This window comes from Aquamicrobium sp. YD-1-mutant5 (genome assembly GCF_059509755.1).
The window spans coordinates 101,098-126,062 of the sequence record NZ_JCAKKP010000003.1 but is presented as its reverse complement, the minus strand read 5'-3'; the positions used below and the strand labels follow the sequence as shown (position 1 = coordinate 126,062).

Genomic DNA, 24,965 nt, shown 5'->3' with positions numbered 1-24,965 from the left:
CTGATGTGAAAACTCGTCCCGCTCAATCGATACGACGCTGGTGAAACGAGAGCACCCTTTCTCGTCAATGCTTGAAGCGAAGCCTTCCCCTAGGCCCCCAGGCCCCGCAAAGAGATCGACTACTTTGTAAGCCGGAAACCGCTGTTGGGCCTGCCCCCTGTGCTCACGCCCACATACCAACATTTCTGCTCTCGTTCGCCCACCGGCATACATATTGACTTCAGCCTTCTTCCGGCCTTTGCCGTTCGGAAACTTGCCTCCCTTTTGCGCGGGCGCTGGAAAGCTTCTCGAACGCCTCAACGCTCATGACGACCACAACTGGCCGACCATGCTTCTCCACCTGAACTGGCTCTGCTCTGGCTTGATCCAACAACAGGCCGAAGCTGTTTTTGGCATCTTTGGCAGACATGGTTTTCATGTGATCAGCCCCACAGAGGATAAGCTATTTTAGCTATTTCATGCGCGCTCGCAATGCCATTGTTGTGGCGATCGATGAAGTGATTTCACCCGTGTCAACGTCGAGAAATAGGACGCGTACATGCTGCATTGGCGCGGTGATGCAGCGCGATGGCGGGCGGCGCTGCGATATGTAGGGTCTCCGCGCCGCCCGCCATCGGTCACGCCCCATCGTGTTGGTTCAGCGCGGCGGCGAAAGCCCCGCCATCGCGGTCCACCGCGAATGTTTCTTTCCCCTTTTCGGCCCAGAGCAATCGTGCGCGTTCGGCGTCGTCGCTCTTGAGCTTTTCGGCGATCCAGATCATCGCGCCGAGGATGGTGGCGCGGTCGTCGCCGGTCAGGTCAACCACTCCGGCTTTGACGACGAGACCGCCAAGCTCGATCAGGTGCTTCGTGCGCTTGCGGCGCTCGACCTGCCATGTGCGCATATCATGCCGTGCCCGTTGTGCCTGATGCCGGTTGCGCGCCGCCCGCTTGCGCCGGAGCGCCGCCAGTGTCGCGGTCAGGCGTTGGTGGAGTTCGCCGCGACTTTCCTTGAAAGAACGCGGCCCCGCGCTTGGCCCATGCCTCCCTCTTTCCGGCATCTGTGGTTTCCGCCAGCACGACCAACGCACCGGCCAGTTTGTCGACGGTGAGGTTGTCGGCCCCGGTGGCGATCACCAGTTCGCCAAACTGCTGCACCTTGCGGGTTTTCAGTTCCCGCGCCTTGTCTTCCAGCGCCTTCAATTCCGCATCGTAGTCCCGTGGCTTGCGCATCGTCATCTCCATAAGCTGTTGATGGAGCGATGATAGTTGCGGAGGCGACAGAACGCAGTATTGTTGCCGGGACGGTCTGGCACGGCCCGGTCCATTCCGAGATTTTTTCGAGGGAGGGCGCGCTTATACGTCGTTCCGACGTGCGCTTGACCGTGGCAATGCTTGATCGCGATGGCGATCTATCATCTTCACGTCAAGGTCATTGGCCGCAAGGCCGGGTCGAGCGCGGTGGCCTCCGCCGCCTACCGCTCGGCCTCGCGGATGCGTGACGAGCGCATCGACCGCGTACAGGACTTTTCCAACAAGCGCGGCGTCGTTCATTCCGAGGTGCTGTTGCCAGAGAATGCACCGGAGGCGTGGAGCGACCGCGAACGGCTCTGGAACGATGTAGAGGCGTTCGAGGTCAGGAAGGACGCGCAGCTTGCCCGCGAGGTCGAGTTCGCCATTCCGCGCGAGATGACGCAGGCGCAGGGGATCGAGCTTGCCCGCGACTTCGCGCAGTCCGAATTTGTCGATCAGGGCATGATCGCCGATCTGAATGTGCATTGGGACATCGGCGAGGACGGGATGCCGAAACCCCATGCTCATGTCATGCTCACCATGCGCAGCGTGGACGAGAACGGTTTCGGGCCAAAAGTGCGGGACTGGAACCGTACGGGGATGGTCGAGCGTTGGCGCGAGCGTTGGGCCGAACATGTCAACGAACGTCTAGCCGAACTCGATATTGACGCCCGTATCGACCACCGCAGCCTTGAAGCGCAGGGCATTGGGCTTGAGCCGCAAAGCCAGATCGGCGCACCCGCGCAGCGGATCGAGGGCGAAGGCATCAACGCTGCCGACCGCGCCGACATGCACCGCGAGATCGCGCGCAACAATGGCGAACGGATCATCGCCGATCCTTCCGTGGCGCTGGACGCGATCACGCAGCAGCAATCGACCTTCACGCGACGCGACATGGCGAAGTTTGCGCACCGGCACAGCGACGGCATCGACCAGTTCAACGAGGTCATGGGTGCGATGCGCAACGCTCCCGATCTGGTCGAGCTTGGGCAGGACGTGCGCGGTGAAGACAGGTTCACCACCCGAGACATGATCGAGGCCGAACAGCGCCTGCATCGTGCGGCGGAACTCATGGCCGAGAGGGAACGGCATGAGGTCAGCGAGAAAGACAGACTCGACGCGCTTGCCCGCGCCGAACAGCGTGGCCTTGTCCTGTCGGGCGAGCAGGCCGATGCGCTGGCGCATGTCACGAACGGACGCGACCTTGGCATTGTCGTAGGTTATGCCGGAACGGGAAAGAGCGCCATGCTTGGCGTTGCCCGCGAGGCTTGGGAAGCATCGGGCTATGAGGTTCGCGGCGTTGCCCTGTCTGGCATCGCCGCCGAGAATCTGGCAGGCGGATCGGGCATCGCATCCCGCACCATCGCCAGCATGGAACATGGCTGGGCGCAGGGCCGCGACATGCTCACCAGCCGCGATGTGCTTGTCATCGACGAGGCAGGCATGGTCGGCACCCGCCAGTTGGAGTGCGTCCTGTCCCACGCGGCGGAAGCTGGCGCAAAGGTCGTGCTGGTCGGCGATCCGCAGCAGTTGCAATCCATCGAGGCGGGTGCGGCCTTCCGTTCCATTCACGAGCGCCACGGCGGCGTCGAGATCGAAACAGTGCGCCGCCAACGCGAGGATTGGCAGCGAGACGCGACCCGCGATCTGGCGACCGGCAGGACGGGCGCAGCGATTCATGCCTATGACGCGCATGGCATGGTGCATGAGGCACAAAGCCGGGAACAGGCGCGCGACGATCTGATCGACGGCTGGGACCGGAACCGGCAGGCGGCACCGGACAGCCGCCGCATCATCCTCACCCACACCAATGCCGAGGTTCGGGAACTCAACGAAGCCGCCCGCGACCGGATGCGGGAGGCCGGCGATCTTGGCGAGGATGTGCGCGTCACCGTCGAGCGCGGTGAACGCAGCTTCGCCGCCGGGGATCGCGTGATGTTCCTGCAAAACGAGCGCAGCCTTGGCGTGAAGAACGGCACGCTCGGCACCATCGAACAGGTCAGCCAGCAATCCATGTCGGTTCGCACCGATGACGGGCGCGGCATCTCGTTCGATCTGAAAGACTATGACCGCATCGACCACGGCTATGCCGCCACGATCCACAAGGCGCAAGGCATGACCGTGGATCGGACGCATGTGCTGGCAACGCCGGGCATGGACGCGCACGGCAGCTATGTCGCCCTGTCGCGTCACCGCGACGGCATGGACCTGCATTATGGCCGTGACGACTTCGCCGGTCAGGGCAAGCTCATCGGCACCCTGTCGCGGGACCGGGCCAAGGACATGGCGACCGACTACGAGCAGATCGACCCGGCGCAGGACTATGCCGAGCGGCGCGGCATCACCTTCCGTGTCCGTGTCGCCCAGATCATGCGCAAACTCATGCCCGAGCGGCTGCGCGATGCCATAGACGATTATATCGACAGCCTGCGCTCTCCCGGTGAGCATGTGCCCGCAGGGGCGGACAGGGAAGCCGCAAGGCGGGAGGTGCAGCGCGACCTTGAAGTCACGTCACGCAAGAGCGGCATCGAACCGGAAGAACTGTTGCGTCGCGCGAGCGCCGGGCAGGCGTTCGTTCGCCATGCCCGTGCCGTGGATGTGATCTTCGATACGCAGGACCGAGGCATCGCGGCAACGCCCGGACAGATACAGGAATTGCACGAAGCCCGCGCGGCCTTGGATAAGCACTACCCTCACGCTTCCCGCGATGCCGAGGCCGTTTATAAACGGAATCCCGAGTTTGCGACGGATGTCGCGTCTGGCGATCCTGATCGCGCCGCGCCCGCCAGGCGCGCCCTGCAACTGGAAGCCGAGATGCGCAAGAACCCCGACCTACGCGCCGACCGTTTCGTGGAACGCTTTCGAGACCTCAGGCAGACCGGCGAACGCCAGTATGCGGCGGGCAACTATTCCGGCTATCACGCTGCGCGGGCAGAGATGGGCAACATGGCAATGAGCCTCGAACGCGACCCGCAGATGGAATCTTTGCTCGAAGGCCGCAAGAAGCAACTCGGCATCAGCATGGATTTCGACTCAGGGATGAGGCTTGGCCGACAACTCGCCCTCAGTCACGGCCTCGGCAGGGGGCGCGGCATCGGATTGTAGGACCGGACTGTCGGCTCGCCCAATTGTCGCACATCATCTCGCGGGTCGTTCGCGTCCTACAACAAAGACATGCGACACGAAAACCACTGATTTTTCGGGGACAGCCGACCTGTCGCGGGTTTTAGGAGTTACGCGACAAACAAGTCCACTTCGCGGGATTTCCTGTCATTCGCGCCAGTATTCCGGCCGGTTCAACGCGTTAGCGCAATTTACTTTCCCCTCGAAACGGTCGAGCGCACGATCCTCAAGCGGGATCACCATCCATGCCGGGGCGTCCTTTTCAGAGATCGGATAAGGTGCTTCAAATCCCAGATCGCCGGCAGACGGAATGAAACCACATTTTGGATAGTATCCCGGATGACCGAGCACAAAAACTATTTGGCGGCCGGATGCTTTTGCGTGGGCCAGACCTTCATGCACCAATGCTTGACCGATACCAGCTCCTTGCGCATCAGGGATTATTGCCAAAGGGGCGAGCAAAGAGAGCAGGCAAGGTTCTGACGATCCAGTCAGCGTTGCAGCGGTAAACAGGATATGCCCAACAGCTTTTCCATCACGTTCGGCGATGAGAGAAATTAGAGGCAGCGAGCTTGGGTCACTCAAAAGGTTCTTGACCAGCTCTGGTTCCTTTAGATTGTTGAACGCCTTTTCATGAATTTCCAGAATAGAATTCAAATCGCTGTCGTTCGTTTGCCGAATTATCAATCCCGTCAACATTCGTTCTCCTCTATAGTAGACTGTCGCGAAAATCCCAAAACCTGCAACAGTCGCGGGTAGGGAGGCCAAGAGGCTGCTGCCTCCCCGTTATGGCGCACCCCATCATGATGCCGGAGCAGGACGCGATCAGTATCTCGAATCCCTGCTCGAAAACCGCAAGCGTAAACTCGAATCAGGTCGGAGGCGCGGTCAGGAATTGGCCTTCACCCACGGTATCGACCTTGGCAGAGGTCGGCGTCCCGGACTGTAGAACCATCCTATTTACCGCCGATTCTACGCTACACTACTACGACAGCTAAATATCTATTGCACAACAATAATTCGTTGCCCTCACTGGTCTCTGCAATCGTCAGAAACAACCAGCAGGAGGCAGCACAGCCGTGCGTCAACCAGACCGTATCGTCCGTCTCAAGACCGTTCTCGCCCGCACCGGGCTGTCCCGGTCTACCATCTACCGCAAGATCGCCGAAGGCACCTTTCCAGCCCAGATCAAGATCAGCGCCAACGGCGCGGGTTGGAAAGAATCCGACATCAATCACTGGGTCGCTAACCCTGCCGGATGGCGGCAGCGTTCGTTCAACGAATTTGACTTCCTCGATGACTTCTGACCGCAAGCCGGTGACGGCATCCCGTTCCCGGCGCACCAAACGACCGCCTACGGCGTCGGAGAAGCTTGAGGAATTGCTGGGCTATCCGTGGCCGTTCCCCGGCAGGCCGCCCAAGCACGACCTCAGCACATGGACCGTCACCGACGACTGGCCCGATCCCGTTCCGGTCACGGAGGCCGAGATCGAGGTATTCGAGCGATGGTTCGGCGACCTGTTCGATGAACTCTTTGACCCCGACGGCGGATCACCTGGCGCCGGGATCGAAATCGATCTTGAAAACGGTACTAAATAATGATACTGGATACTCCATGAAAAAGCGTCACAGAGCCACGCTGGAACTGATCTTCACCCGCCCGGTCAACGGTTCGATCCGCTGGGCCGACATAGAGGCGCTGTTTGTAGCCCTCGGGGCGGAAGTCAGCGAGCGGGAAGGTTCGCGCGTCGGCGTGTTCCTGTTCGGCGAAGTGCGCGTCTTTCATCGCCCGCATCCCTCACCGGATACGGACAAAGGTGCGGTTGCCAGCATCCGAAAATGGCTGGACGAACACGGAGTAAAGCCATGAACAATGTCGTTGAAATCAATGGCGAGAAGGCGGTTATCGCTTTCGATCCCGAGATTCAGATGCTGCGCGGCGAGTTTGTCGGCCTGAACGGTGGGGCCGACTTCTATGCCGAGAGCGTCCACGATTTGATCGAGGAAGGCCGCAAGTCGCTGGCCGTCTATCTCGAAATGTGCCGGGAGAAGGGCATCGAGCCGCGTCGGAAGTTCTCTGGCAAGTTCAATGTCCGCCTCACGCCTGACGACCATGCCGCAGCAGTCATTGCCGCAGCAGCATCGGGCAAGAGCCTGAATGAATGGATCGTCGGGACGATCCGGGAGGCCGCTGAATAGCGGCTTCATTCGGTTCGACCGAGTTTGAATGGAGACATCGCCATGACCGCTTCCACCGTGCAGCTACGCGCCGCCCTTTATCTGCGCGTTTCGACGGCGCGGCAGGCCGAGCATGACGTTTCCATCCCCGATCAGAAGCGGCAGGGCGAAGCCTATTGCGAGGCCCGCAATCTGCAACTGGTCGAAACCTTCATCGAACCCGGCGCATCGGCGACCAACGACCGCCGCCCGGAGTTCCAGCGCATGATCGAGGCCGGAACGTCCAAGCCCGCGCCCTTCGATGTTGTCGTGGTCCATTCGTTCAGCCGGTTCTTCCGGGATCACTTCGAGCTTGAGTTCTATGTCCGCAAGCTGGCGAAGAACGGCGTGAAGCTGGTTTCGATCACACAGGAAATGGGCGATGACCCCATGCACGTCATGATGCGGCAGATCATGGCCCTGTTCGATGAATACCAGTCCAAGGAAAACGCCAAGCACGTCATGCGCGCCTTGAAGGAGAACGCGCGGCAAGGCTTCTGGAATGGCTCGCTTCCCCCTATCGGCTATCGCACCGTCGCCGCCGAGCAGCGCGGAGCCAAGACCAAGAAGAAGCTGGAAATCGACCCGCTCCACGCAGACACCGTGCGGCTGATCTATCGCCTTGCCTTGGAAGGCGACGGCACGACCGGCCAGATGGGCGTGAAGAACATCGTCTCCTATCTCAACAGTCGTCGCATCTTCACCCGCGACGGCGGGCGATGGGGCATCGGTCAGGTTCACCGCATCCTGACCCGGCGCACCTATATGGGCGAGCACGAGTTCAACAAGCGGACCAAGACCAAGGAATTGAAGCCCAAAACCGAGGTCGTCGTCGTGCCGGTCCCGCCGATCATCGACAAGGAGACCTTCGAGGCGGTTCAGAAGCTGCTCAAGGCCCGCAATCCCAAGGTCATGCCCTCCCGCGTCATCAGCGGCCCGACCATGCTGACCGGCCTGATCCATTGCGCGAAGTGCGGCGGGGCCATGACCATCCGCACCGGCAAGGGCGGACGCTATCGCTATTACGCTTGCTCAATGAAGGCACGGCAGGGGCCGACCGCCTGCGAGGGCATGGCCGTGCCGATGGAGAAGCTGGACGATCTGGTCGTCAATCACCTTGAGGGCCAGATACTCCAACCCGAGCGGCTGGAAACCGTCCTTGCCGCCGCGCTGGACCGCAGGGAGGAACACGCCGAGCGCCGCCGCGAGCATATCGCCGAGCTGAACAAGCGCGCCGCCGAATCGGAGCTGCGCCTCAAGCGGCTCTATGACGCCATCGAGGCAGGTGTTGCCAATCTGGATGACCCGGCGCTGAAAGACCGCATCGACGGCCTCAAAGCGATCCGCGATCAGGCCAAGGCCGACGCCGACCGAGCGCAGGCCATGCTCCAGAATACAGGACAGAAGGCGGTAACGCCGCAGATGCTGCGCAAGTTCGCCGCAACCGCCCGCGACCGTATCCGGCTGGAAGGTGGCGGCTATCGCCGCGACCACCTGCGCGCACTCGCGCAGCGCGTTGAGGTCGCAGACGGCGAGGTTCGCATCATGGGATCGAAGTCCCGGCTGCTACAGACGCTTGTGGCGGGAAGTGGCGTAAACTCAGTGCCCACTCAGGGACTGAAATGGCGGAGAAGGAGGGATTCGAACCCCCGATGGGCTTGCACCCATGCCGCATTTCGAGTGCGGTGCATTCAACCACTCTGCCACTTCTCCGCAAGTGTGGTCGGCCGTTGCCAGCGGCGCACTAGATAACGGCAGTCGCGTTCCGATACAAGGGCCAATAAGGCGTCTTCGGAAAGGTTTTCGTTTTTCATGCCGGACGGCGTACAAGCCGTGGGCGGGATGAGTGAAGGGGATGGCGTAAGGCTCTTGTGGTTCGTCCGGCAAGCCGCGCAAGGTGTTAGCTGGCTGGAGCGTTCCGGCTGGCCGGCCAAGGGCATTTTCCTTGACTTCGCCCTGAGCATCGTCTACGGACGGCGCGCAATCGGCGTGGGCTGTGGTCCGCGCCTGTTGTCTATTGAACCCGCAGACTGACAAAAAGACGGCCGATCCACAAGCTCCGGCATCAAGCGCCCTGCAGGGCCAACCGGAACCAAAGCGGATCAACAAGGCCGACCGAACAGCGAAAGGCAAAAAATGTTCGCAGTCATCAAAACGGGCGGCAAGCAGTATCGCGTAGCCGCCAACGACGTGCTTAAGATCGAGAAGGTTTCGGGCGAAGTCGGCGATATCGTCGAAATCGGCCAGGTTCTGGCGCATGGCGAGGGCGAGAATGTCGTCATCGGCGCGCCGCTCGTGGAAGGCGCCATCGTCGCCGCCGAGATCGTGGCGCAGGGCAAGTCCCGCACCGTCATTGCGTTCAAGAAGCGCCGTCGCCAGAATTCGCGCCGCAAGATCGGCCACCGCCAGCTTCTCACCACCGTGCGGATCTCCGAGATCCTGACCGGTGGCGCCAAGCCTTCCAAGAAGGCGGCTGCCAAGGCCGAGGCCAAGGAAGACGCGCCGAAGAAGGAAAAGGCAGCGCCTAAGAAGGCCAAGGCCGAGGACGCGGCAGCAGAGTAAGCAACGGCAGGGCGGTTTTTGCCGTCCTTGCAGGCTTGAAACGGAACGCCAACGCGTTCATAGAGATTGCAGGCGCCTGAAACGGCGCAAAGGAGCATCAAGATGGCACACAAGAAAGCTGGCGGTTCGTCGCGCAACGGTCGCGATTCGGAGTCGAAGCGCCTTGGCGTGAAGAAGTTCGGCGGGGAATCCGTGATTCCCGGCAACATCATTATTCGTCAACGCGGCACCCAATGGCATCCCGGCGTCAATGTCGGCATGGGCAAGGATCATACCCTTTTCGCTCTTGAAGCAGGTGCCGTGTCGTTTGCGAAGAAAGCCAACGGCCGAACCTACGTGTCGGTAAACCCGATGCCGAAAGCCGCGGAGTAGCCGGTTTCCGCACCACAACACCGGCGCCCCATCTCGGGAACCGGTGTCTGGTCAGACCAGAAAAGGATCAGGGGAGATGGGTCGCCATCTCCCCTTTTTCTTTGCCCTGGAGGGATCAGGCCATGGTCGTCGAGAAGGAAGACGCCGAAGATTACTACGATCTGAGAATAGACTGCCCGGTGCTCGTCACCGAGCGTCTGGTTCTGCGTGCACCGCATGAGGAGGACGTGGAGGATCTCGCCGAACTGGCGAACAACCGCCGCGTCGCCGAGATGCTCGGGCGCATGCCGCATCCTTATGGCGAGGCGGAGGCCCGCAGCTTTGTTGCCACCAGCAAGCTGGCCGGTCTGGGCGGTGTCGTCTATGCGCTCACCCTTGCCGACAACGGCGCGCTGGTCGGCTGCGCGGGGCTCACCCGCAACGAGCGCGGCCTTGAACTCGGTTACTGGATCGGCGAGCCGCACTGGGGCAAGGGCTATGCCACGGAAGCCGCGCATGCACTGGTCGACCTCGCTTTCCGGGTCACGGAGATCAATACGCTGCATGCGTCCTGCCGGGTCATCAATCCGGCCTCGCGCCGGGTGATCCACAAGTGCGGCTTCCAGTATGCCGGGCAGGGCATGCTGAACTCGATCATCGCCGGCAAGGTGCCGATTGAGCGCTACCGGCTCGACCGCCGCACCTGGTCCAGCCTGCGGTCCTGGGCCCGCTCGTGACCCGCAGGCGCGACGCCTTTCGGTCCGAGGCTCTATGCGAGTTCCGTCCACACCGGCTGGTGGTCAGAGCCGTCGGCGTCGTTGTCGATCCAGCAATTCTTCACCCGTCCCGCAAGGCCTGCGGAGACGAAGCAGTAGTCGAGCCGCGAATGCTGGCCGGCGCCGGAAAGATCGGTCCAGCTCACGCTTCCCTCCGGAGCGGGACCGGCAAGGCGCGAGGTGTCGACGGGGTGATGGGCAACGATGCGGCGGCCGAATAGCGTGTCGGGGCTGCCTGTCATCTCCGCGTATTCGGGCTCGCCGGGGCGCATGTTGAAATCGCCCATCAGCACGAAATCTTCCGGGCAGGGTGGCTCGGGAAAGCCGTATTCGCCGGCGCCGGTGATGGCGCCGCCCTCCATCGGATAAGCGAAGAGGCGTTCCTTCAGGTGGCGGATCTGCATGATCCGTTCCTCAGCGCTGACGTGGTCGAGATGGGTGCTGTAGATGCGCAGAGGACCAAGCGGCGTGACGATCAGCCCTTCAAGTGCTGCGCGCTGGAGATTGGCCTTGTCGTAGGTGCGGCTGCGGGGCAGGAACAGGTTGCGGCAGGAGACGATCGGCCAGCGCGACAACAGCATGTTGCCGAACTGGAAGCGGATCGCGGGTCTGGGAGGTTCCGGCATCAGAGCGCCGAAATCGATGTCCATGGCCGCGCCATAGACATGGTGATGATCAGGCAGCAGGGCGGTCAGCTCCGCGACCATGTCGATGCCGCCATTGGTGGGGTAGTTGCGGGTCACTTCCTGCAGGGCGATGATGTCGGCGCCAGCAACACTGGCGGCGGTGCGCTCCAGCCCGACCTTGCCGTCGCGCCCGACGCCGAACTGCACATTGTAGTTGACCAGCTTCATCTGCTTCCTACTCCGCCGGCTGCCGAGGCCGACATTTTCCGCTTATGCTCATTTCGGCATAAGCGCACTCGCACTTCGCCACACCATAGGTTAGTGAAGGGCACTTTCACGAAACGCAAGAGCAGCGAAAGCGCTGGAGTCCGATGAAATTCCTCGATCAGGCCAAGGTTCACATACGCTCCGGCGATGGCGGTGCCGGTTCGGTGTCGTTCCGCCGGGAAAAGTTCATCGAGTTCGGTGGTCCCGACGGCGGTGACGGCGGTCGCGGCGGCGATGTCTGGGCCGAGGCCGTCAACGGGCTCAACACGCTGATCGACTATCGCTACCAGCAGCATTTCAAGGCCAAAACCGGCGTTCACGGCATGGGCCGTAATCTGACCGGCGCAAAGGGCGCCGATGTGGTGCTGAAGGTGCCGGCCGGAACCCAGATTTTCGAGGACGACAACGAAACGCTGATCTGCGACCTGACCGAGCCCGGCCAGCGCTACCTGCTGGCCAAGGGCGGCAATGGCGGGTTCGGCAACCAGCATTTCAAGACTTCCACCAATCAGGCGCCGCGGCGCGCCAACCCCGGCCTTCCGGGTGTTGAAAAAAGCATCTGGCTGCGGCTGAAGCTGATTGCCGATGCCGGTCTGGTGGGGCTTCCCAATGCCGGAAAATCGACATTTCTGGCCACGGTAACGGCGGCGAAGCCGAAGATCGCCGACTATCCCTTCACCACGCTGCATCCGGGGCTCGGTGTGGCGCGCATCGACGCGCGCGAGTTCGTCATTGCCGATATTCCAGGCCTGATCGAAGGCGCGCATGAAGGCATCGGCATCGGCGACCGCTTCCTCGGCCATGTCGAGCGCACGCGCGTGCTTCTGCATCTGGTGTCGGCACAGGAAGAGCATCCCGGCAAGGTTTACAAGACCGTGCGCGGCGAGCTTGAAGCTTATGGCAACGGCCTCGCTGAAAAACCGGAAATCGTGGCGCTCAGTCAAGTCGATACAATCGATGCGGATGAGCGCAAGAAAAAGCTGGCGACACTGAAGCGCGCCTGTGGCTCGGCTCCGCTCCTGCTTTCGGCCGCAACGGGCGAGGGCGTCGAGGCGGTGCTGCGGGCCCTCATGGCGGTGGTCGAGGAGGCGCGCGCGCTCGCGTCACCCAAAACCGGCGAAGACGAAGACCGCTGGAAAGTCTGATCGCATGAGTGCTCTTTCGCTGAAGGACTATCGCCGCATCACGGTGAAGATCGGCTCGGCCCTGCTGGTCGACCGCAACACGGGGCTGAAGCGCGACTGGCTGGACTCGCTGGCCGACGACATCGGCGCGCTGACGGCAAACGGGGCCGAAATCCTTGTCGTTTCGTCGGGGGCCATCGCGCTCGGCCGCACCATGCTTGGTCTGGGGCGCAGGGCGCTGAAGCTGGAGGAAAGCCAGGCCGCGGCCGCCGTCGGCCAGATCGCGCTGGCGGGTGCATGGGCCGAGGCGCTTGGCAGGCATGGGCTGACATCGGGCCAGATCCTGCTGACGCTCGGTGACACCGAGGAGCGGCGGCGCTATCTCAATGCCCGCGCCACCATCTCGACATTGCTCAAGATGAAGGCGGTGCCGGTCATCAACGAGAACGACACCGTCGCCACTTCGGAAATCCGCTATGGTGACAACGACCGGCTGGCGGCCCGTGTCGCCACCATGATGGGCGCCGACCTGCTGGTGCTGCTGTCCGATATTGACGGGCTCTACACCGCGCCGCCGGCGATCGATCCCAATGCCAAGTTCATTCCGGTGGTCGAGCGCATCACGCCCGATATCGAGGCGATGGCCGGGGCAGCGGCTTCCGAACTGTCGCGCGGCGGCATGCGCACCAAGCTCGATGCCGGCAAGATCGCCACCGGCGCTGGCACGGCGATGATCATCACCGCCGGCACGCGCCAGTCGCCACTGATGGCGATCGAGCGCGGCGAGCGCGCCACGCTGTTCAGGCCGAGCGCCCATCCGGTAAAGGGCTACAAGACATGGATCGCCGGCCAGCTTGAACCAGCCGGGCGCCTGACGGTGGATGACGGCGCGGTGAAGGCGCTGCTTTCGGGCAAGTCGCTGCTGCCGGCCGGCGTGCGGCAGGTGGCCGGAAACTTCTCGCGCGGCGACACGGTGGCCATCCTCGGGGTCGACAGCCGCGAGATCGCGCGCGGTCTGGTTGCTTACGATGCCGCCGATGCCGTAAGAATTGCCGGGTTGAAGACGGCGGAGATAGAAGCCGTGCTCGGCTATGAGGCCCGCTCGGCCATGATACACCGGGACGACCTCGTGGTGAATGGTAACGGATTTGAAATCTAGATCGATGCAACGATCTAGTTGTTTGTTTTTGCCGCATTTATGCGACGCCGAATGTTTCCATTCGGCTGCAAAATGCTCTAGCTCTGATCGGAGTTGGGACCATGCTGAACATGAATGACAACTCCCGTCAGGACACTGTGGCGTTGATGGCCGAAATCGGCCGCAAGGCGCGGGCCGCGGCCCGGCCACTGGCCATCGCTTCAGCAGAGCGCAAGCATGCCGCGCTGGTTGCCATGGCCGATGCCATCGTGCGCGGCGAGGCGGAAATCCTGAACGCCAACGCCATCGACATGGCCAATGGCGGGGAGGCTGGTCTTTCGCCGGCGATGCTGGACCGGCTGAAGCTCGACCCGCAGCGCATCCGCGCCATAGCCGACGGCATCAGGACGATTGCGGAACTGCCCGACCCGGTGGGCGATGTCATCGCCGGCTGGGATCGCCCCAACGGCCTGCACATCGAGCGCGTGCGCACGCCGCTCGGCGTCATCGGCGTGATCTATGAAAGCCGGCCCAATGTGACGGCGGATGCTGGCGCGCTGTGCCTCAAGGCCGGCAATGCGGTCATTTTGCGCGGCGGCTCGGATTCGCTGAATTCATCCGGCGCCATTCACGCCTGTCTCGTCGAAGGGCTCAAGGCGGCCGGTCTGCCGCAGGACGCCATCCAGCTCGTGCCGGTCAGCGACCGCGCCGCCGTCGGCGAGATGCTGAAGGGTCTGGGCGGCAATCTCGACGTGATCATTCCGCGCGGTGGCCGCAGCCTCGTCGAGCGGGTGCAGACCGAAGCGCGCGTGCCGGTGTTCGCGCATCTGGAAGGCATCTGCCATCTCTACATCGACAGGTCGGCTGACCTCGACATGGCGGTGAAGCTTGCCGTCAACGCTAAGATGCGCCGCACCGGCATCTGTGGTGCTGCGGAAACGCTGCTTGTCGATCGTGCTGTGGCTGGAACGCATCTTGTGCCGGTGCTGACGGCGCTGCGCGATGCCGGTTGCACTATCCGCGCCGACAAGGAGGTGATGGCCCTGTTTGCGGATGCGACACCGGCCACGGAAGATGACTGGCGCACCGAATATCTCGATGCCATCATTTCCGTGAAGCTGGTGGATGGAGTTGCCGGTGCCATCGAGCACATCGAAACCTTTTCCTCGCATCACACCGAGGCGATCGTGGCGGAGGATGCGGCGGCGGTGGAGAAATTCTTCAACGAGATCGATTCCGCGATCCTGCTGCACAATGCTTCCACCCAGTTCGCGGATGGCGGCGAATTCGGCATGGGCGCGGAGATCGGCATCGCCACCGGCAAGATGCATGCGCGCGGGCCGGTGGGCGTCGAGCAACTGACCTCGTTCAAATATCGGGTGCGCGGATCGGGGCAGGTGCGGCCTTGACCGCCGCGCACCGGTTTTAAGCAGGCTTTCGGGGAGGCGGGACCATGCACGGCCAATCGGTGCAATCCGCCTATCTGCGCATGCCGCATGTCGAGAAGGGCATGCAGGTCGGGCTTTTCGGCGGCTCCTTCAATCCGCCCCATGCCGGTCATGTGCTGGTCGCGGAAATTGCGCTGCGAAGACTGGCACTCGATCAGCTCTGGTGGATGGTCACCCCCGGCAATCCGCTGAAGAGCACGCGCGAGCTTTCGCCGCTGGAAGATCGGATCGCGCGTTCCGAAGCGATCACGCGCAATCCGCGCATCAAGGTCACCGCCTTCGAGGCGGCTCACCATGTGCGCTATACGGCCGATACGCTGGCGCTGGTGCGGGCCCGCAACCCCGGCGTCGATTTCGTCTGGATCATGGGTGCCGACAGCCTGCGCGATTTCCATCGCTGGGAACGCTGGCGCGACATTATGATGACCTTTCCCATCGCGGTGATCGACCGGCCGGGAGCGACATTGTCGTTCCTGTCATCGGTGGTTGCCCGGTCCTTCGACTACGCACGTGTCGACGAAATGAACGCGCCGCGTCTGGCGCGCATGAAAGCGCCCGCATGGACCTTCATCCACGGGCCGCGCTCGACGCTGTCCTCGACCGCCATCCGCAACGGACGCGGCTGAAACGGGGGGCTTCATCTTTTTCCGGGCATGTTGAGGAAATGGGATTGAGGCTGTTGCTTTTTATGATCCGGCAGCCTATATCGCGGACCTCGGCTGCGCCCATCGTCTAGCGGTCAGGACGGCGCCCTCTCACGGCGCAAACAGGGGTTCGATTCCCCTTGGGCGTACCAACTCTTTTCCCGGGTTTTTCCTCATCTGCGGAATGCGTGTCGCGGCTTGGCAGCGGCGGGCGTGGTGCGCTACCACCCCTATGGAAGTTCCTTATCTGTTGCATGGGTCCGTCATGAGCAAGGCCGTTACGTCATTCGTCCTGATCGCCGTCTTCAGCGGCCTGTTGATGGCACTCAGCCTTGCCGTCGCACGTCATGGCTATCCGTTCGGGCTGGTCGGCGTGCGCCGTCTCGACGCGATCGCCTCGGCCCAGAATTTCCTGCCGCTGGCCGCCATCTATTTCTTCAGCGCCATGCTCATGATGATCCTGCCGCTGAAGGCGGCGAGCATCGTTCTGGTCAATGCCGCGGACGCCCTGATGTGGACGGCTATCGCCCTGCTGGCGGCCATTGTCGGCAGCGTGCTTGCCCGCTGGGCGTTCGGCCAGTCGAGCATATTGAACACGCTTGGCGACTGGCGCTTCCTGTTTGCCGTGGCGATCGTGGGATGCCATCTGGCGCTGAACAGCCTGCGCCGCAATGTCCTGCTGCGCAGCCTCGCATTCTCAGGGTTTGCGGCACTCACGCTCTGCTGCCTGTTCTGGAACTTCATGCTCAGGTGAGCGCGCTTGCGCGCATCCGGGCATGATGATTTCATGCGCGCCGTCAATGCGAGACGAGGGCGTTTCATGCCGCAGATCATCAATGCCATACTGGGTTCCGGATGGTTCGGCTATCTTGCCCGGATCGTGCTGACGTTCATGTTCTGGTCGAGCGGCCTCGCCAAGCTGATCGATTTCAATGCCGGGGTCGGCGAAATGGTCCATTTCGGGCTCGAACCCGGCTGGCTGTTCAACATAGCGACCATCGTCGTGCAGATCGGCGGATCGCTGCTGATCATCTTCAACCGATGGGCATGGCTGGGGGCGGGCGCGCTCGCCGTCTTCACCGCTCTCACCATTTCGCTGGCGCATAATTTCTGGGCGATGGAAGAACCCATCAGGACGATAGAGTTCTATGTCGTCATTGAGCACATCACGGTGATCGGCGCGCTCATGGTCGCGGCCTGCGCTTCCGTGCGCAAGTCCTGAAATTTACGCTGCCCGGCCAGCCTGCTCCTGACGCGGTTTACGGAGCGTGTGTTCAGTCGCACACCATCTGTATGCGCCCGCCGGCATCCTGCGCGGGACCGCAGGAAATCGGTTTCGCGGGGGCCGAAGAGGAGGGCGAATGCTGGTCCGGTCGTGCGGATGCATTACGCCGGGAAGGTGCGGAGCGTGTCCCGCGTGACGGCTGATATTGCGGCGAAGCGACCGGCGCGAAGGTCGAGCCGCTCTGTACGGGCGGGGTCTGGGTCCCGGAGGGACCGCGATCCCAGATACGCCGCGCATCGACCTGCTTCGGGATCATCACGGTGCCGTCGTCCGTGCGCGCGCAGCCGCTGCCTGCAAGCAGGCTTGCCGAGAGGAGGAGCATCGGGAGCGGCGTCAGTCTGACCATGTTGTTCAATCCGATAGCGCGACATCCGGCCGATGGCAATGTGGACAAAGCAGTCCTGCAGGCCCGAAGTTGCAGATATGCATCCATAGATAGGGCATAAGTTCCAAGTGTCTGCCTTGCCTAATGAGAAACCTGCCGCTAGCCTGACATTTCCGCGCTCCGAAGATGTATATGCGGAGTATCCGGCGGGAGGATCAGGGCTGGATTCATATGGGGAATGCGCAGGGGCCGATCCGGCAGCACGGCGTGGATGCATCTGCCTGCGTCCCGCATGGCGACGACCTCGTTTCAGATGCCGACCCGTCTCATCATCCGGCCGAGACCGATGCGAATTTGAGCTGGTCCTGGGAAACCGGACCGGACCTGCGCTTTATCCGTTTTTCAGACAATTATCTGGCGGCGACGGGCATTCCGCCGGAGAACATGATCGGCCGCCTTCGTTTCGATTTCATGGATCGGGTCCGGCATGGCAATGAAAAGGCAATTGCCCACCTGAACGACTTGCAAAGTCACAAAGCCTTCCGTGATTTCGTTTATGAGTTGAAGAACGGCACACAGCAATGCCGCTGGATTTCCACCAGCGGCGAGCCGTGTTTCGACGCGGATGGGCGCTTCACCGGCTACCGGGGCACCGCGCGCAATATAACGGCTATCGCTGAACAGGTGCGCGACCTTGTACCCGCGCCCGCCACGGCCGTTCGCGAAACGCGACAGGCCCTTGCGGCGCTCAACGCGATCAATGAGGCCATGTGCCTCTACGACGAGAACGACTTGCTGGTGCTTCACAATGATGCCCTGCTGCGGCTTTATTGTTCTCTTGCCGATGTGATCAGACCGGGCATTTCATATTCCGATATTCTCGATGCCGGACTTGAGCGTGGTGTGTGGGATACCGAAGGTCTCGAAGGGCCTGTCTGGCGCGATAACATGCTGCAGGCCCGTGCCAGTGCTTCCGATCAGTCCAGTCTGATCCGGTTCACCAATGGTCGCGTGCTTCTCAGCCGTGCGATCCGTACCGACACGGGAATGCGCATTTCCACCTGCAGCGATGTGACAGAGTTGGAGGGGCACAAGGCGGAGGCTCTCCGGGCTGAAGCCAGAAGCAGGGCGTTGCGGTTCGACCTCGAAATGATGGTGAACTCGCTCGACATGGCGATCGTCATCGTCGACGAGCATCTGAATGTGGAACTGGTCAACAACGCTTTCTGGAAGCTCTGGAACCTTTCTCCCGCTCAGGTCGGTGGCGACGCCTTCCGCGCGTTGCTTGAAGCCGATCGCCACACGGGTATCTACGGTGTGGAGGACCGCGAATGGGAGGAATACGTTGCAGGCCGGGAGGCGGAAATCAGAAGCGGCGAGGTGCTGCCGCGCGAATTCCGCCGGGCCGATGGTCTCACCATGATCTATTCCGTGACCGCCCTTTCCGGCGGGCGCAGGCTGATCTCCTATTACGACATCACCGCGCTGAAGGATCGTGAGGAAGCGCTGCGCGCAACCATGCGCGAGAACGAGCTGTTTCGCGGCCTCATCGATAACGTTCCGGTTTCCATCTATGCCAAGCATGAGGATCTCCGGCTGTTCTACGTCAATCGCGGCTGGACCGAGCTGACGGGTATCAGCTCGGCGGAAGCCGTCGGCAAGACCGACATGGAGCTGTTCGGCATCCATGGCCGGGAGATGACAGGCAGCGATCTGGCCGTGTTGCGCACCGGCGATACGCAGGAAGGCGAGGAAATGGTCGTCGGGGCGGGTCAGAAGGTCCGCTATCAGTTCGCGCGCAAGAGCGCGATGAAAGCCTCGGACGGCTCGTGCTATCTGATCGGCTCCACGACCGATATCACCGAACTGAAGCTGCGCGAGGCGGAGCTGGTGGATGCGCGCCAGCGCGCGGAGCAGGCGGACCGCACCAAATCCGAGTTCCTGGCCAATATGAGCCACGAGATCCGGACGCCGATGAACGGGGTGCTTGGCATGGCTGAGCTTCTGTCGAAGACCGATCTCGATCCGAAGCAGAAGACGTTTACCGACATCATTGTCAAATCGGGCAATGCCCTGCTTTCGATCATCAACGACATTCTCGACTTTTCGAAGATCGATGCCGGCCAGATGGTACTGGAGAGGGCCTCCTTTGAAGCGGGGGAGGTGGTTGAAGACGCGGTTGCGCTGGTGGCCGCCCGCGCCCGCGAAAAGGACGTGGAGCTTGTCGTTCGCCTCGAACCCGGCATGGAGACGTGTTTTCTGGGGGATGCGGGCCGCATTCGCCAGATCCTGCTCAATCTGCTCGGTAACGCGGTGAAGTTCACCGACCACGGCCATGTGCTGGTCGACGTATCGGCTTGCCAGGCAGACGGTCCGGCCACTCTGCATTTTGCGGTAACAGATACGGGCATCGGAATTCCTTCCGACAAGCTGGCGATGGTGTTCGACAAGTTCAGCCAGGTCGACGGGTCTTCGACGCGGCGGCATGAGGGCACCGGTCTCGGCCTTGCCATCTCGTCGCGCCTCGTGGCGCTGATGGGAGGCGAGATCGGCGTGGAAAGCGAAGCCGGCCGGGGCTCAACCTTCTGGTTCGATATTCCGCTGGAAAAGGGAAGCCGTGCGGCAGCGGGGCCGGTGCTGCCCGTCGATGTAACCGGCGCGCGCGTGCTGATCATCGACGACAATGCCGTCAACCGCGCGATCCTGACCGAGCAGATGCAGGCGTGGGCGTTCGATTCCTGTGCTGCGGCGAACGGCGTGGAAGGACTGAAGGTTCTGAAAGCGGCCGTCGCGCGGGGGCTGGGGGTCGAGTGCATCGTGCTCGACTATCAGATGCCCGGCATGAATGGCCCGGATGTGGCTGCCGCGGTGCGCAGCGATCCAGGCCTGCGCGACGTGCCGATCATCCTGCTGACTTCAGTGGATCATTCCATTGCCGATCCACAGTGCCGTGATCTCGGCATTCATGCGCATCTGACCAAGCCGGTCCGGTCCTCCACCTTGCTGCAGACCATGGTGGAGGCGATCCAGCGCCAGCGGAGCCTTTCCATCTCTGATGAGGCGGAACAATCTCCGGAACCCGCAAGCGAGACTGTGGAGCCCGTCCGCGAGGCGGTGCCTGCGGCGACCTCGCTCCTCCATGGTGAAGCGCAGGATGACCGCCTCGACATTCTCGTCGCCGAGGACAATGAGGTGAACCAGCTCGTGTTTACCCAGATCCTGTGCGACAGCGGTTACAGCTTCGAGATCGTGGGGAATGGACGGCTCGCCGTGGAGGCATTCCACCGGATGCGGCCGCGGATGATCCTGATGGATGTTTCGATGCCGCAGATGAACGGCTACGAGGCCACCGGCCGCATCCGGATGAGCGAAGGACCCGACGGGGCGCATGTACCGATCGTTGGCGTGACTGCGCATGCGCTCAAGGGCGACCGGGAGCGGTGCCTGGAGTGCGGAATGGACGATTATCTGCCGAAACCTGTCAGCCCCCGGGCGCTCATGGCCAAGCTCGAGCGCTGGCTGGGGCCCTCCGGCGCGGCGGAAAAACAACACCGCTGAAGTGCGGCGCCTTCCCGGCTTGCAGACAGCCTGCGGATCAGGCGGAAAACGGGGCTGTTTTTCGCAGGCGCGTTTTCTGCATCTTCAGCGCCGCCCTCCGCCGCTACAAATTTCAGGATAACAACCACATAGGCAGTTTGCGCATCCGGCGGGCAAACCGATCGGCTTTCGCGCAAAAAAGCCTTGCGCGGCAAGCTTTACCGGACCGACACGAAACTGTCATGCGACTGTAATAATCGGGGTCTATTGGCCACACCGGGCGCTAGGAAAAGAGCGCTGCCAGATCATCCGAACAGGAGCAGGCCACATGAACAGATACCTTCTCACCGCGTCGGTTGCGGCGCTCGCACTGGCCGCGACGGCCGGCTTCGCCTCGGCGCGCGACCAGATCCAGATCGCTGGTTCGTCGACCGTTCTTCCCTATGCCAAGATCGTCGCCGAGAACTTCTCCGAGGCTTACTCGAACTTCAAGACCCCGGTCGTGGAATCGGGCGGCTCTTCGGGCGGCCTCAAGGAATTCTGCAAGGGCGTCGGCGAGAACACCATCGACATCGCCAATTCCTCGCGCCCGATCAAGGAATCGGAAGTGAAGGCCTGTGCTGATGCTGGCGTCACCGACATCCAGGAAGTGCGCATCGGCTATGACGGCATCGTCTTCGCCACCGACATCAACGGTCCCGACTGGGCCCTGACCGCGCAGGACATCTACAAGGCGCTCGCCGCTCAGGTCGTCGTCGATGGCAAGCTGGTCGACAACAAGGTCGCCAAGTGGAACGAAGTGAACCCGGCCCTGCCGGACTGGGATATCGCTGCCTACATCCCCGGTGAAAAGCACGGCACCCGCGAAGTCTTCGAAGAGAAGCTGATGACGGAAGGCTGCAAGGAAGCCGGCGCTCTCGAAGCCATCAAGGCAACCGGCGCTGACGACAAGGCCGCTGCTGCTGCCTGCATCGCGGTTCGCAAGGACGGCAAGGCTGTCGACATCGATGGCGACTACACCGAGACGCTGGCCCGCATCGACTCCAACAAGACCGGCGTTGGCGTGTTCGGCCTCGCCTTCTACGAAAACAACGCCGACAAGCTGAAGGTCGCCACCGTCGAAGGCGTCAGCCCCTCGGTCGAGACCATCGCCAAGGGCGAATATCCGGTGTCGCGTCCGCTGTTCTTCTACGTGAAGAAGGCTCACCTCGACGTCGTTCCGGGCCTGAAGGAGTATGTGAACTTCTTCCTCTCCGACGACATGGTCGGCCCTGAGAGCCCGCTGGCCGAGTACGGTCTGGTGTCGGCCCCCGATGCGGAGCGCGATGAGCAGCGCTCGGCTTTCGAAGCCGGCAAGACCCTCTGATCAGAACCGGTTCGGGGCGCGCCATCCAAGGCGCGCCCCTGCCATCTTAGGCGTGAAGCAATCCAGGGCCTGCCCCTGAAAGCCAATTGGACAGACTTCATGAGCGTTTCCTGGGTTCTTGCCATCGTTCTGATCATCGGCGTGGTGGCTTTTCTCGTGGCGCGTATGCGCGCCTCGCGGCTGGAGCCGCAACCCGGCGTCAAGCAGCATTCCCTGCCGGGTTATCATGGCTCCTACGCGCTGGTCCTTGCGATCTTCCCGGCCCTCCTCTTTTTTGCGATCTGGAAAGCGGCAAGCCCGCTTTATATCGACAGCGCCGTGTGGCGCGGCCTGCCCGGGCAGGTGACCTCCGCACCGGATGTGAACCGTTCGCTGACGATGGGCACCATCTACGCGATCGGCGACGGCCTGCGCCGGCTTGACGCCGCTGAAATCGAGCAGGTGCGTTCCGGTCAGGCAGACCTCAAGGCACTGTTTGCCACAAAGGGTCTGGCGCTGGCCTCGAATGGCGAGCCCTATATGGTGCCCGCCGCTGAATCCTACAGATCGATGAGCGACGCCTCGTCCCTCTGGTCCGCCATCGGCGCAATCCTGATTTCGCTGGCAGGTGCATGGTTCGGGCTGTCGGGCATCACGCTTCGCCGCCGCGCCCGCAACAATGTCGAGCGGGTCATGCTGTGGGGCCTGATCGCGGCCTCGACCGTCGCCATCCTCACCACCGTCGGCATCGTGTTGTCGATGCTGTTCCAGACGCTGTCCTTCTTCCAGTCCGTGCCGCTCTCCAATTTCTTCTTCGGAACGGTGTGGGACCCGCGCTTCGCTGCGGCCGGTTCGGGCGGCGCGACCGGTCAGTTCGGTCTGATCCCGCTGCTTGCCGGTACGCTTTACATCGCGCTGGTGGCCATGCTGTTCGCTGTGCCGGTCGGCCTGTTCGCAGCCATCTACATGTCGGAATATGCGTCCCGGAAAGTGCGCTCGATCGTGAAGCCGGTGCTGGAAGTGCTCGCCGGCATTCCCACCATCGTCTACGGTATTTTCGCCCTGGTGACGGTCGGTCCGCTGCTGCGCGACATTTCGGCGGCGCTGTCGGGCGGCCAGCCCTTCATCGCGGCGCAGAGCGTGCTGACGGCGGGTCTGGTCATGGGCATCATGCTCATCCCCTTCGTGTCCTCGCTCTCCGACGACATCATCAGCGCGGTGCCGCGTTCTCTCAATGATGGCTCGCTCGGCCTTGGCGCCACGCGCTCAGAAACGGTGCGCAACGTCATCCTGCCGGCAGCGCTTCCGGGTATCGTCGGCGCGCTGCTGCTGACGGCCTCACGGGCGATCGGTGAAACCATGATCGTGGTGCTTGCCGCAGGCGTGGCCGCCAACCTCACCATCAATCCGGGTGAGGCGATGACCACCATCACCGTCAAGATCGTCAACCAGCTGACCGGCGACCTTGAATTCACCTCGCCGCAGACGCTGGTGGCCTTCGCCCTCGGCATCACCCTCTTTGTCATCACGCTCGGCATGAATGTGCTGGCGCTCTACATCGTGCGCAAATATCGGGAACAGTACGAATGACCGACATCCCGTTCGACAACACCGTGACGGCCACCGCTCCGGCCCGCCGCGACATCGGCCTCAAGCGCCGCTACCGCGCCGAGCGCAGGTTCCGCTTCTACGGTATCGCGGCAATCGCCATCGGCATCTTTTTCCTCGGCGCCCTGATGTTCACGGTCATCAGGGGTGGTTATACCGCCTTCTGGCAGACCTCGATCAGCCTGCCGGTTACCTTTGATGCCGGCGTCATCGACCCGGAAGGCAAGCGCGACAGCGATGCCAATGTGCTGGCTACCGCCAACTATCCGCTGCTGGCGCGCAATGCTCTTGCCGCAAAGCTAGGGCTGGATGTCGAAGCCGAGGAGAACAGGGCTGACCTGCGCCTCCTGTCCGGCATGATCTCGCAGGGCGTGCGCACGCAACTCCGTGACATGGTGATCGCCGATCCGTCGATCATCGGCACCACGCAGAATGTGTGGGTGCTGGCTGCCGCGGACGTCGACTCCGCCCATAAGGGCCAGATCGACATGTCGGTTCCCGAGTCGCGCCGCAAGGTCAAGGACAAGCAGGTCGCCTGGATGAAGACCCTGACCGCCGACGGCGCCATGGTCGAGCGTTTCAACCGCGGCCTGTTCACCTTCGGCGCATCCAGCCGGCCGGAAACCGCCGGCATGGGCGTGGCGCTGATCGGCTCGGTCTACATGATGCTGATCGTTCTGGCGCTGGCGCTGCCGATCGGCGTGGCGGCCTCCATCTATCTGGAGGAGTTCGCCCCGAAGAACCGCTGGACCGACCTGATCGAGGTCAACATCAACAATCTGGCGGCCGTGCCTTCCATCGTGTTCGGTCTGCTCGGCCTTGCGGTGTTCGTGAACTTCATGGGATTGCCGCGATCGGCCTCGCTGGTCGGCGGTCTCGTGCTGACACTGATGACGCTGCCGACGATCATCATCGCCACCCGCGCGGCCCTCAAGGCTGTGCCGCCCTCGATCCGCTCCGGTGCACTGGGTGTCGGCGCCTCGAAGATGCAGACCGTGTTCCACCACGTTCTGCCGCTTGCAGCCCCCGGTATTCTCACCGGAACCATCATTGGTCTGGCGCAGGCGCTGGGCGAGACCGCTCCGCTGCTGCTCATCGGCATGGTGGCCTTCGTGGCCGACTATCCCGCCACGCCGATGGACCCTGCCACCGCGCTGCCCGTGCAGATCTACATGTGGGCGAACGAAGCCGAACGTGCCTTCGTGGAACGCACTTCCGGCGCCATCATCATCCTCCTGCTTTTCCTTGCCGCGATGAACCTGGCCGCGATCCTGCTGCGCCGGCGCTTCGAACGGCGCTGGTAATTAAGGAACAAAG

24 protein-coding genes, 2 tRNA genes and 2 pseudogenes are annotated in these 24,965 nt (G+C 62.4%); 21 read left to right on the top strand and 7 right to left on the bottom strand.

Annotation, left to right across the window (positions count from 1 at the left end; translation table 11 throughout):
* Positions 1-220 precede the first annotated feature (220 nt).
* The 3 genes from AC5XE7_RS04885 to AC5XE7_RS04875 all read right to left on the bottom strand — a co-directional run bounded on the left by AC5XE7_RS04885 (position 221) and on the right by AC5XE7_RS04875 (position 1,212).
* Positions 221-418, bottom strand: a complete 198-nt coding sequence (locus tag AC5XE7_RS04885) for a type II toxin-antitoxin system Phd/YefM family antitoxin (protein WP_204951511.1) — start codon at positions 416-418, stop codon at positions 221-223.
* A gap of 199 nt (positions 419-617) precedes the next feature.
* The gene (locus tag AC5XE7_RS04880) at positions 618-884 is read right to left on the bottom strand and encodes a conjugal transfer protein TraD (RefSeq protein WP_495365046.1); all 267 of its coding nucleotides are present in this window, start codon (positions 882-884) and stop codon (positions 618-620) included.
* A gap of 1 nt (position 885) precedes the next feature.
* Positions 886-1,212 carry a conjugal transfer protein TraD gene (locus AC5XE7_RS04875; RefSeq protein ID WP_495365514.1) on the bottom strand — a complete coding sequence of 109 codons (327 nt, stop codon included), beginning with the start codon at positions 1,210-1,212 and terminating at the stop codon, positions 886-888.
* A gap of 171 nt (positions 1,213-1,383) precedes the next feature.
* On the opposite strand from AC5XE7_RS04875, the gene traA reads away from it, so the two are divergent.
* The gene (gene traA, locus AC5XE7_RS04870; RefSeq protein WP_495365045.1) at positions 1,384-4,377 is read left to right on the top strand and encodes a Ti-type conjugative transfer relaxase TraA; all 2,994 of its coding nucleotides are present in this window, start codon (positions 1,384-1,386) and stop codon (positions 4,375-4,377) included.
* 165 nt (positions 4,378-4,542) lie between these two features.
* On the opposite strand, the gene AC5XE7_RS04865 is transcribed toward traA, so the two are convergent.
* Positions 4,543-5,094, bottom strand: a complete 552-nt coding sequence (locus AC5XE7_RS04865; RefSeq protein WP_495365044.1) for a GNAT family N-acetyltransferase — start codon at positions 5,092-5,094, stop codon at positions 4,543-4,545.
* Positions 5,095-5,474: 380 nt separating this feature from the next.
* Here AC5XE7_RS04865 and AC5XE7_RS04860 point away from each other — a divergent pair, with 380 nt between their 5' ends.
* From AC5XE7_RS04860 to AC5XE7_RS04840, 5 genes and pseudogenes are all read left to right on the top strand, one after another.
* The gene (locus AC5XE7_RS04860) at positions 5,475-5,702 is read left to right on the top strand and encodes a helix-turn-helix transcriptional regulator (protein WP_495365043.1); all 228 of its coding nucleotides are present in this window, start codon (positions 5,475-5,477) and stop codon (positions 5,700-5,702) included.
* Positions 5,692-5,994 (top strand): hypothetical protein, encoded by a 303-nt coding sequence (locus tag AC5XE7_RS04855; protein WP_495365042.1) that lies wholly within the window; start codon positions 5,692-5,694, stop codon positions 5,992-5,994. Before AC5XE7_RS04860 ends, AC5XE7_RS04855 begins: the two co-directional genes overlap by 11 nt.
* A 16-nt stretch (positions 5,995-6,010) precedes the next feature.
* Positions 6,011-6,265, top strand: coding sequence for a type II toxin-antitoxin system HicA family toxin (locus tag AC5XE7_RS04850; protein ID WP_495365041.1), 255 nt, complete (start codon positions 6,011-6,013; stop codon positions 6,263-6,265).
* Complete coding sequence (locus AC5XE7_RS04845; protein WP_012090880.1) at positions 6,262-6,594, top strand: type II toxin-antitoxin system HicB family antitoxin; 333 nt, start codon at positions 6,262-6,264, stop codon at positions 6,592-6,594. The genes AC5XE7_RS04850 and AC5XE7_RS04845 overlap by 4 nt, the downstream gene beginning before the upstream one ends.
* 42 nt (positions 6,595-6,636) lie before the next feature.
* Positions 6,637-8,265 (top strand): annotated as a pseudogene (locus tag AC5XE7_RS04840) (recombinase family protein); the annotation flags it as partial.
* On the opposite strand, the gene AC5XE7_RS04835 reads toward AC5XE7_RS04840, so the two are convergent.
* Positions 8,236-8,325: transfer RNA gene (locus tag AC5XE7_RS04835), tRNA-Ser, on the bottom strand. The pseudogene AC5XE7_RS04840 and the gene AC5XE7_RS04835 overlap by 30 nt on opposite strands.
* 99 nt (positions 8,326-8,424) lie before the next feature.
* Between AC5XE7_RS04835 and AC5XE7_RS04830 the strand changes: the two genes are divergently transcribed.
* The 4 genes and pseudogenes from AC5XE7_RS04830 (at position 8,425) to AC5XE7_RS04815 (ending at position 10,262) form a co-directional block, all read left to right on the top strand.
* Positions 8,425-8,646, top strand: coding sequence for a hypothetical protein (locus AC5XE7_RS04830; protein ID WP_495365040.1), 222 nt, complete (start codon positions 8,425-8,427; stop codon positions 8,644-8,646).
* A gap of 102 nt (positions 8,647-8,748) precedes the next feature.
* Positions 8,749-9,168, top strand: a pseudogene (rplU, locus tag AC5XE7_RS04825) (50S ribosomal protein L21); the annotation flags it as partial.
* Between the two features lie 108 nt (positions 9,169-9,276).
* Positions 9,277-9,546 (top strand): 50S ribosomal protein L27, encoded by a 270-nt coding sequence (gene rpmA / locus AC5XE7_RS04820; protein ID WP_035027213.1) that lies wholly within the window; start codon positions 9,277-9,279, stop codon positions 9,544-9,546.
* Positions 9,547-9,668: 122 nt separating this feature from the next.
* Positions 9,669-10,262, top strand: a complete 594-nt coding sequence (locus tag AC5XE7_RS04815) for a GNAT family N-acetyltransferase (protein WP_183824442.1) — start codon at positions 9,669-9,671, stop codon at positions 10,260-10,262.
* A 32-nt stretch (positions 10,263-10,294) separates the two neighbouring features.
* Here the strand turns inward: AC5XE7_RS04815 and AC5XE7_RS04810 are convergent, their stop codons facing one another.
* On the bottom strand, positions 10,295-11,155 hold the full coding sequence (locus AC5XE7_RS04810; RefSeq protein ID WP_495365039.1) for an endonuclease/exonuclease/phosphatase family protein: 861 nt from the start codon (positions 11,153-11,155) through the stop codon (positions 10,295-10,297).
* Between the two features lie 143 nt (positions 11,156-11,298).
* Between AC5XE7_RS04810 and obgE the strand changes: the two genes are divergently transcribed.
* The 7 genes from obgE (at position 11,299) to AC5XE7_RS04775 (ending at position 16,770) form a co-directional block, all read left to right on the top strand.
* Positions 11,299-12,339 carry a GTPase ObgE gene (obgE, locus tag AC5XE7_RS04805; RefSeq protein WP_495365038.1) on the top strand — a complete coding sequence of 347 codons (1,041 nt, stop codon included), beginning with the start codon at positions 11,299-11,301 and terminating at the stop codon, positions 12,337-12,339.
* A 4-nt stretch (positions 12,340-12,343) separates the two neighbouring features.
* The gene (gene proB, locus AC5XE7_RS04800) at positions 12,344-13,477 is read left to right on the top strand and encodes a glutamate 5-kinase (RefSeq protein WP_495365037.1); all 1,134 of its coding nucleotides are present in this window, start codon (positions 12,344-12,346) and stop codon (positions 13,475-13,477) included.
* A 101-nt stretch (positions 13,478-13,578) separates the two neighbouring features.
* Entirely contained in the window at positions 13,579-14,865 is a 1,287-nt protein-coding gene (locus AC5XE7_RS04795) for a glutamate-5-semialdehyde dehydrogenase (RefSeq protein ID WP_495365036.1), read from the top strand.
* Positions 14,866-14,945: 80 nt separating this feature from the next.
* Positions 14,946-15,530, top strand: a complete 585-nt coding sequence (locus AC5XE7_RS04790; RefSeq protein ID WP_495365513.1) for a nicotinate-nucleotide adenylyltransferase — start codon at positions 14,946-14,948, stop codon at positions 15,528-15,530.
* 95 nt (positions 15,531-15,625) lie between these two features.
* Positions 15,626-15,700, top strand: a tRNA-Glu gene (locus tag AC5XE7_RS04785).
* A gap of 113 nt (positions 15,701-15,813) precedes the next feature.
* Positions 15,814-16,302 (top strand): hypothetical protein, encoded by a 489-nt coding sequence (locus AC5XE7_RS04780; RefSeq protein WP_239799656.1) that lies wholly within the window; start codon positions 15,814-15,816, stop codon positions 16,300-16,302.
* A 66-nt stretch (positions 16,303-16,368) separates the two neighbouring features.
* The gene (locus AC5XE7_RS04775) at positions 16,369-16,770 is read left to right on the top strand and encodes a DoxX family protein (RefSeq protein WP_495365035.1); all 402 of its coding nucleotides are present in this window, start codon (positions 16,369-16,371) and stop codon (positions 16,768-16,770) included.
* 52 nt (positions 16,771-16,822) lie between these two features.
* On the opposite strand, the gene AC5XE7_RS04770 is transcribed toward AC5XE7_RS04775, so the two are convergent.
* Positions 16,823-17,179: a hypothetical protein gene (locus AC5XE7_RS04770; RefSeq protein ID WP_495365034.1), complete on the bottom strand. Its 357-nt coding sequence runs from the start codon at positions 17,177-17,179 to the stop codon at positions 16,823-16,825.
* A gap of 171 nt (positions 17,180-17,350) precedes the next feature.
* On the opposite strand from AC5XE7_RS04770, the gene AC5XE7_RS04765 reads away from it, so the two are divergent.
* From AC5XE7_RS04765 to pstA, 4 genes are all read left to right on the top strand, one after another.
* Positions 17,351-20,716: a response regulator gene (locus tag AC5XE7_RS04765; protein ID WP_495365033.1), complete on the top strand. Its 3,366-nt coding sequence runs from the start codon at positions 17,351-17,353 to the stop codon at positions 20,714-20,716.
* A gap of 307 nt (positions 20,717-21,023) precedes the next feature.
* Positions 21,024-22,061 (top strand): PstS family phosphate ABC transporter substrate-binding protein, encoded by a 1,038-nt coding sequence (locus AC5XE7_RS04760; protein ID WP_495365032.1) that lies wholly within the window; start codon positions 21,024-21,026, stop codon positions 22,059-22,061.
* A gap of 99 nt (positions 22,062-22,160) precedes the next feature.
* Entirely contained in the window at positions 22,161-23,630 is a 1,470-nt protein-coding gene (gene pstC, locus AC5XE7_RS04755; RefSeq protein ID WP_183824411.1) for a phosphate ABC transporter permease subunit PstC, read from the top strand.
* Positions 23,627-24,952, top strand: a complete 1,326-nt coding sequence (gene pstA, locus AC5XE7_RS04750) for a phosphate ABC transporter permease PstA (protein ID WP_495365030.1) — start codon at positions 23,627-23,629, stop codon at positions 24,950-24,952. Before pstC ends, pstA begins: the two co-directional genes overlap by 4 nt.
* The last annotated feature ends 13 nt before the right edge of the window (positions 24,953-24,965 follow it).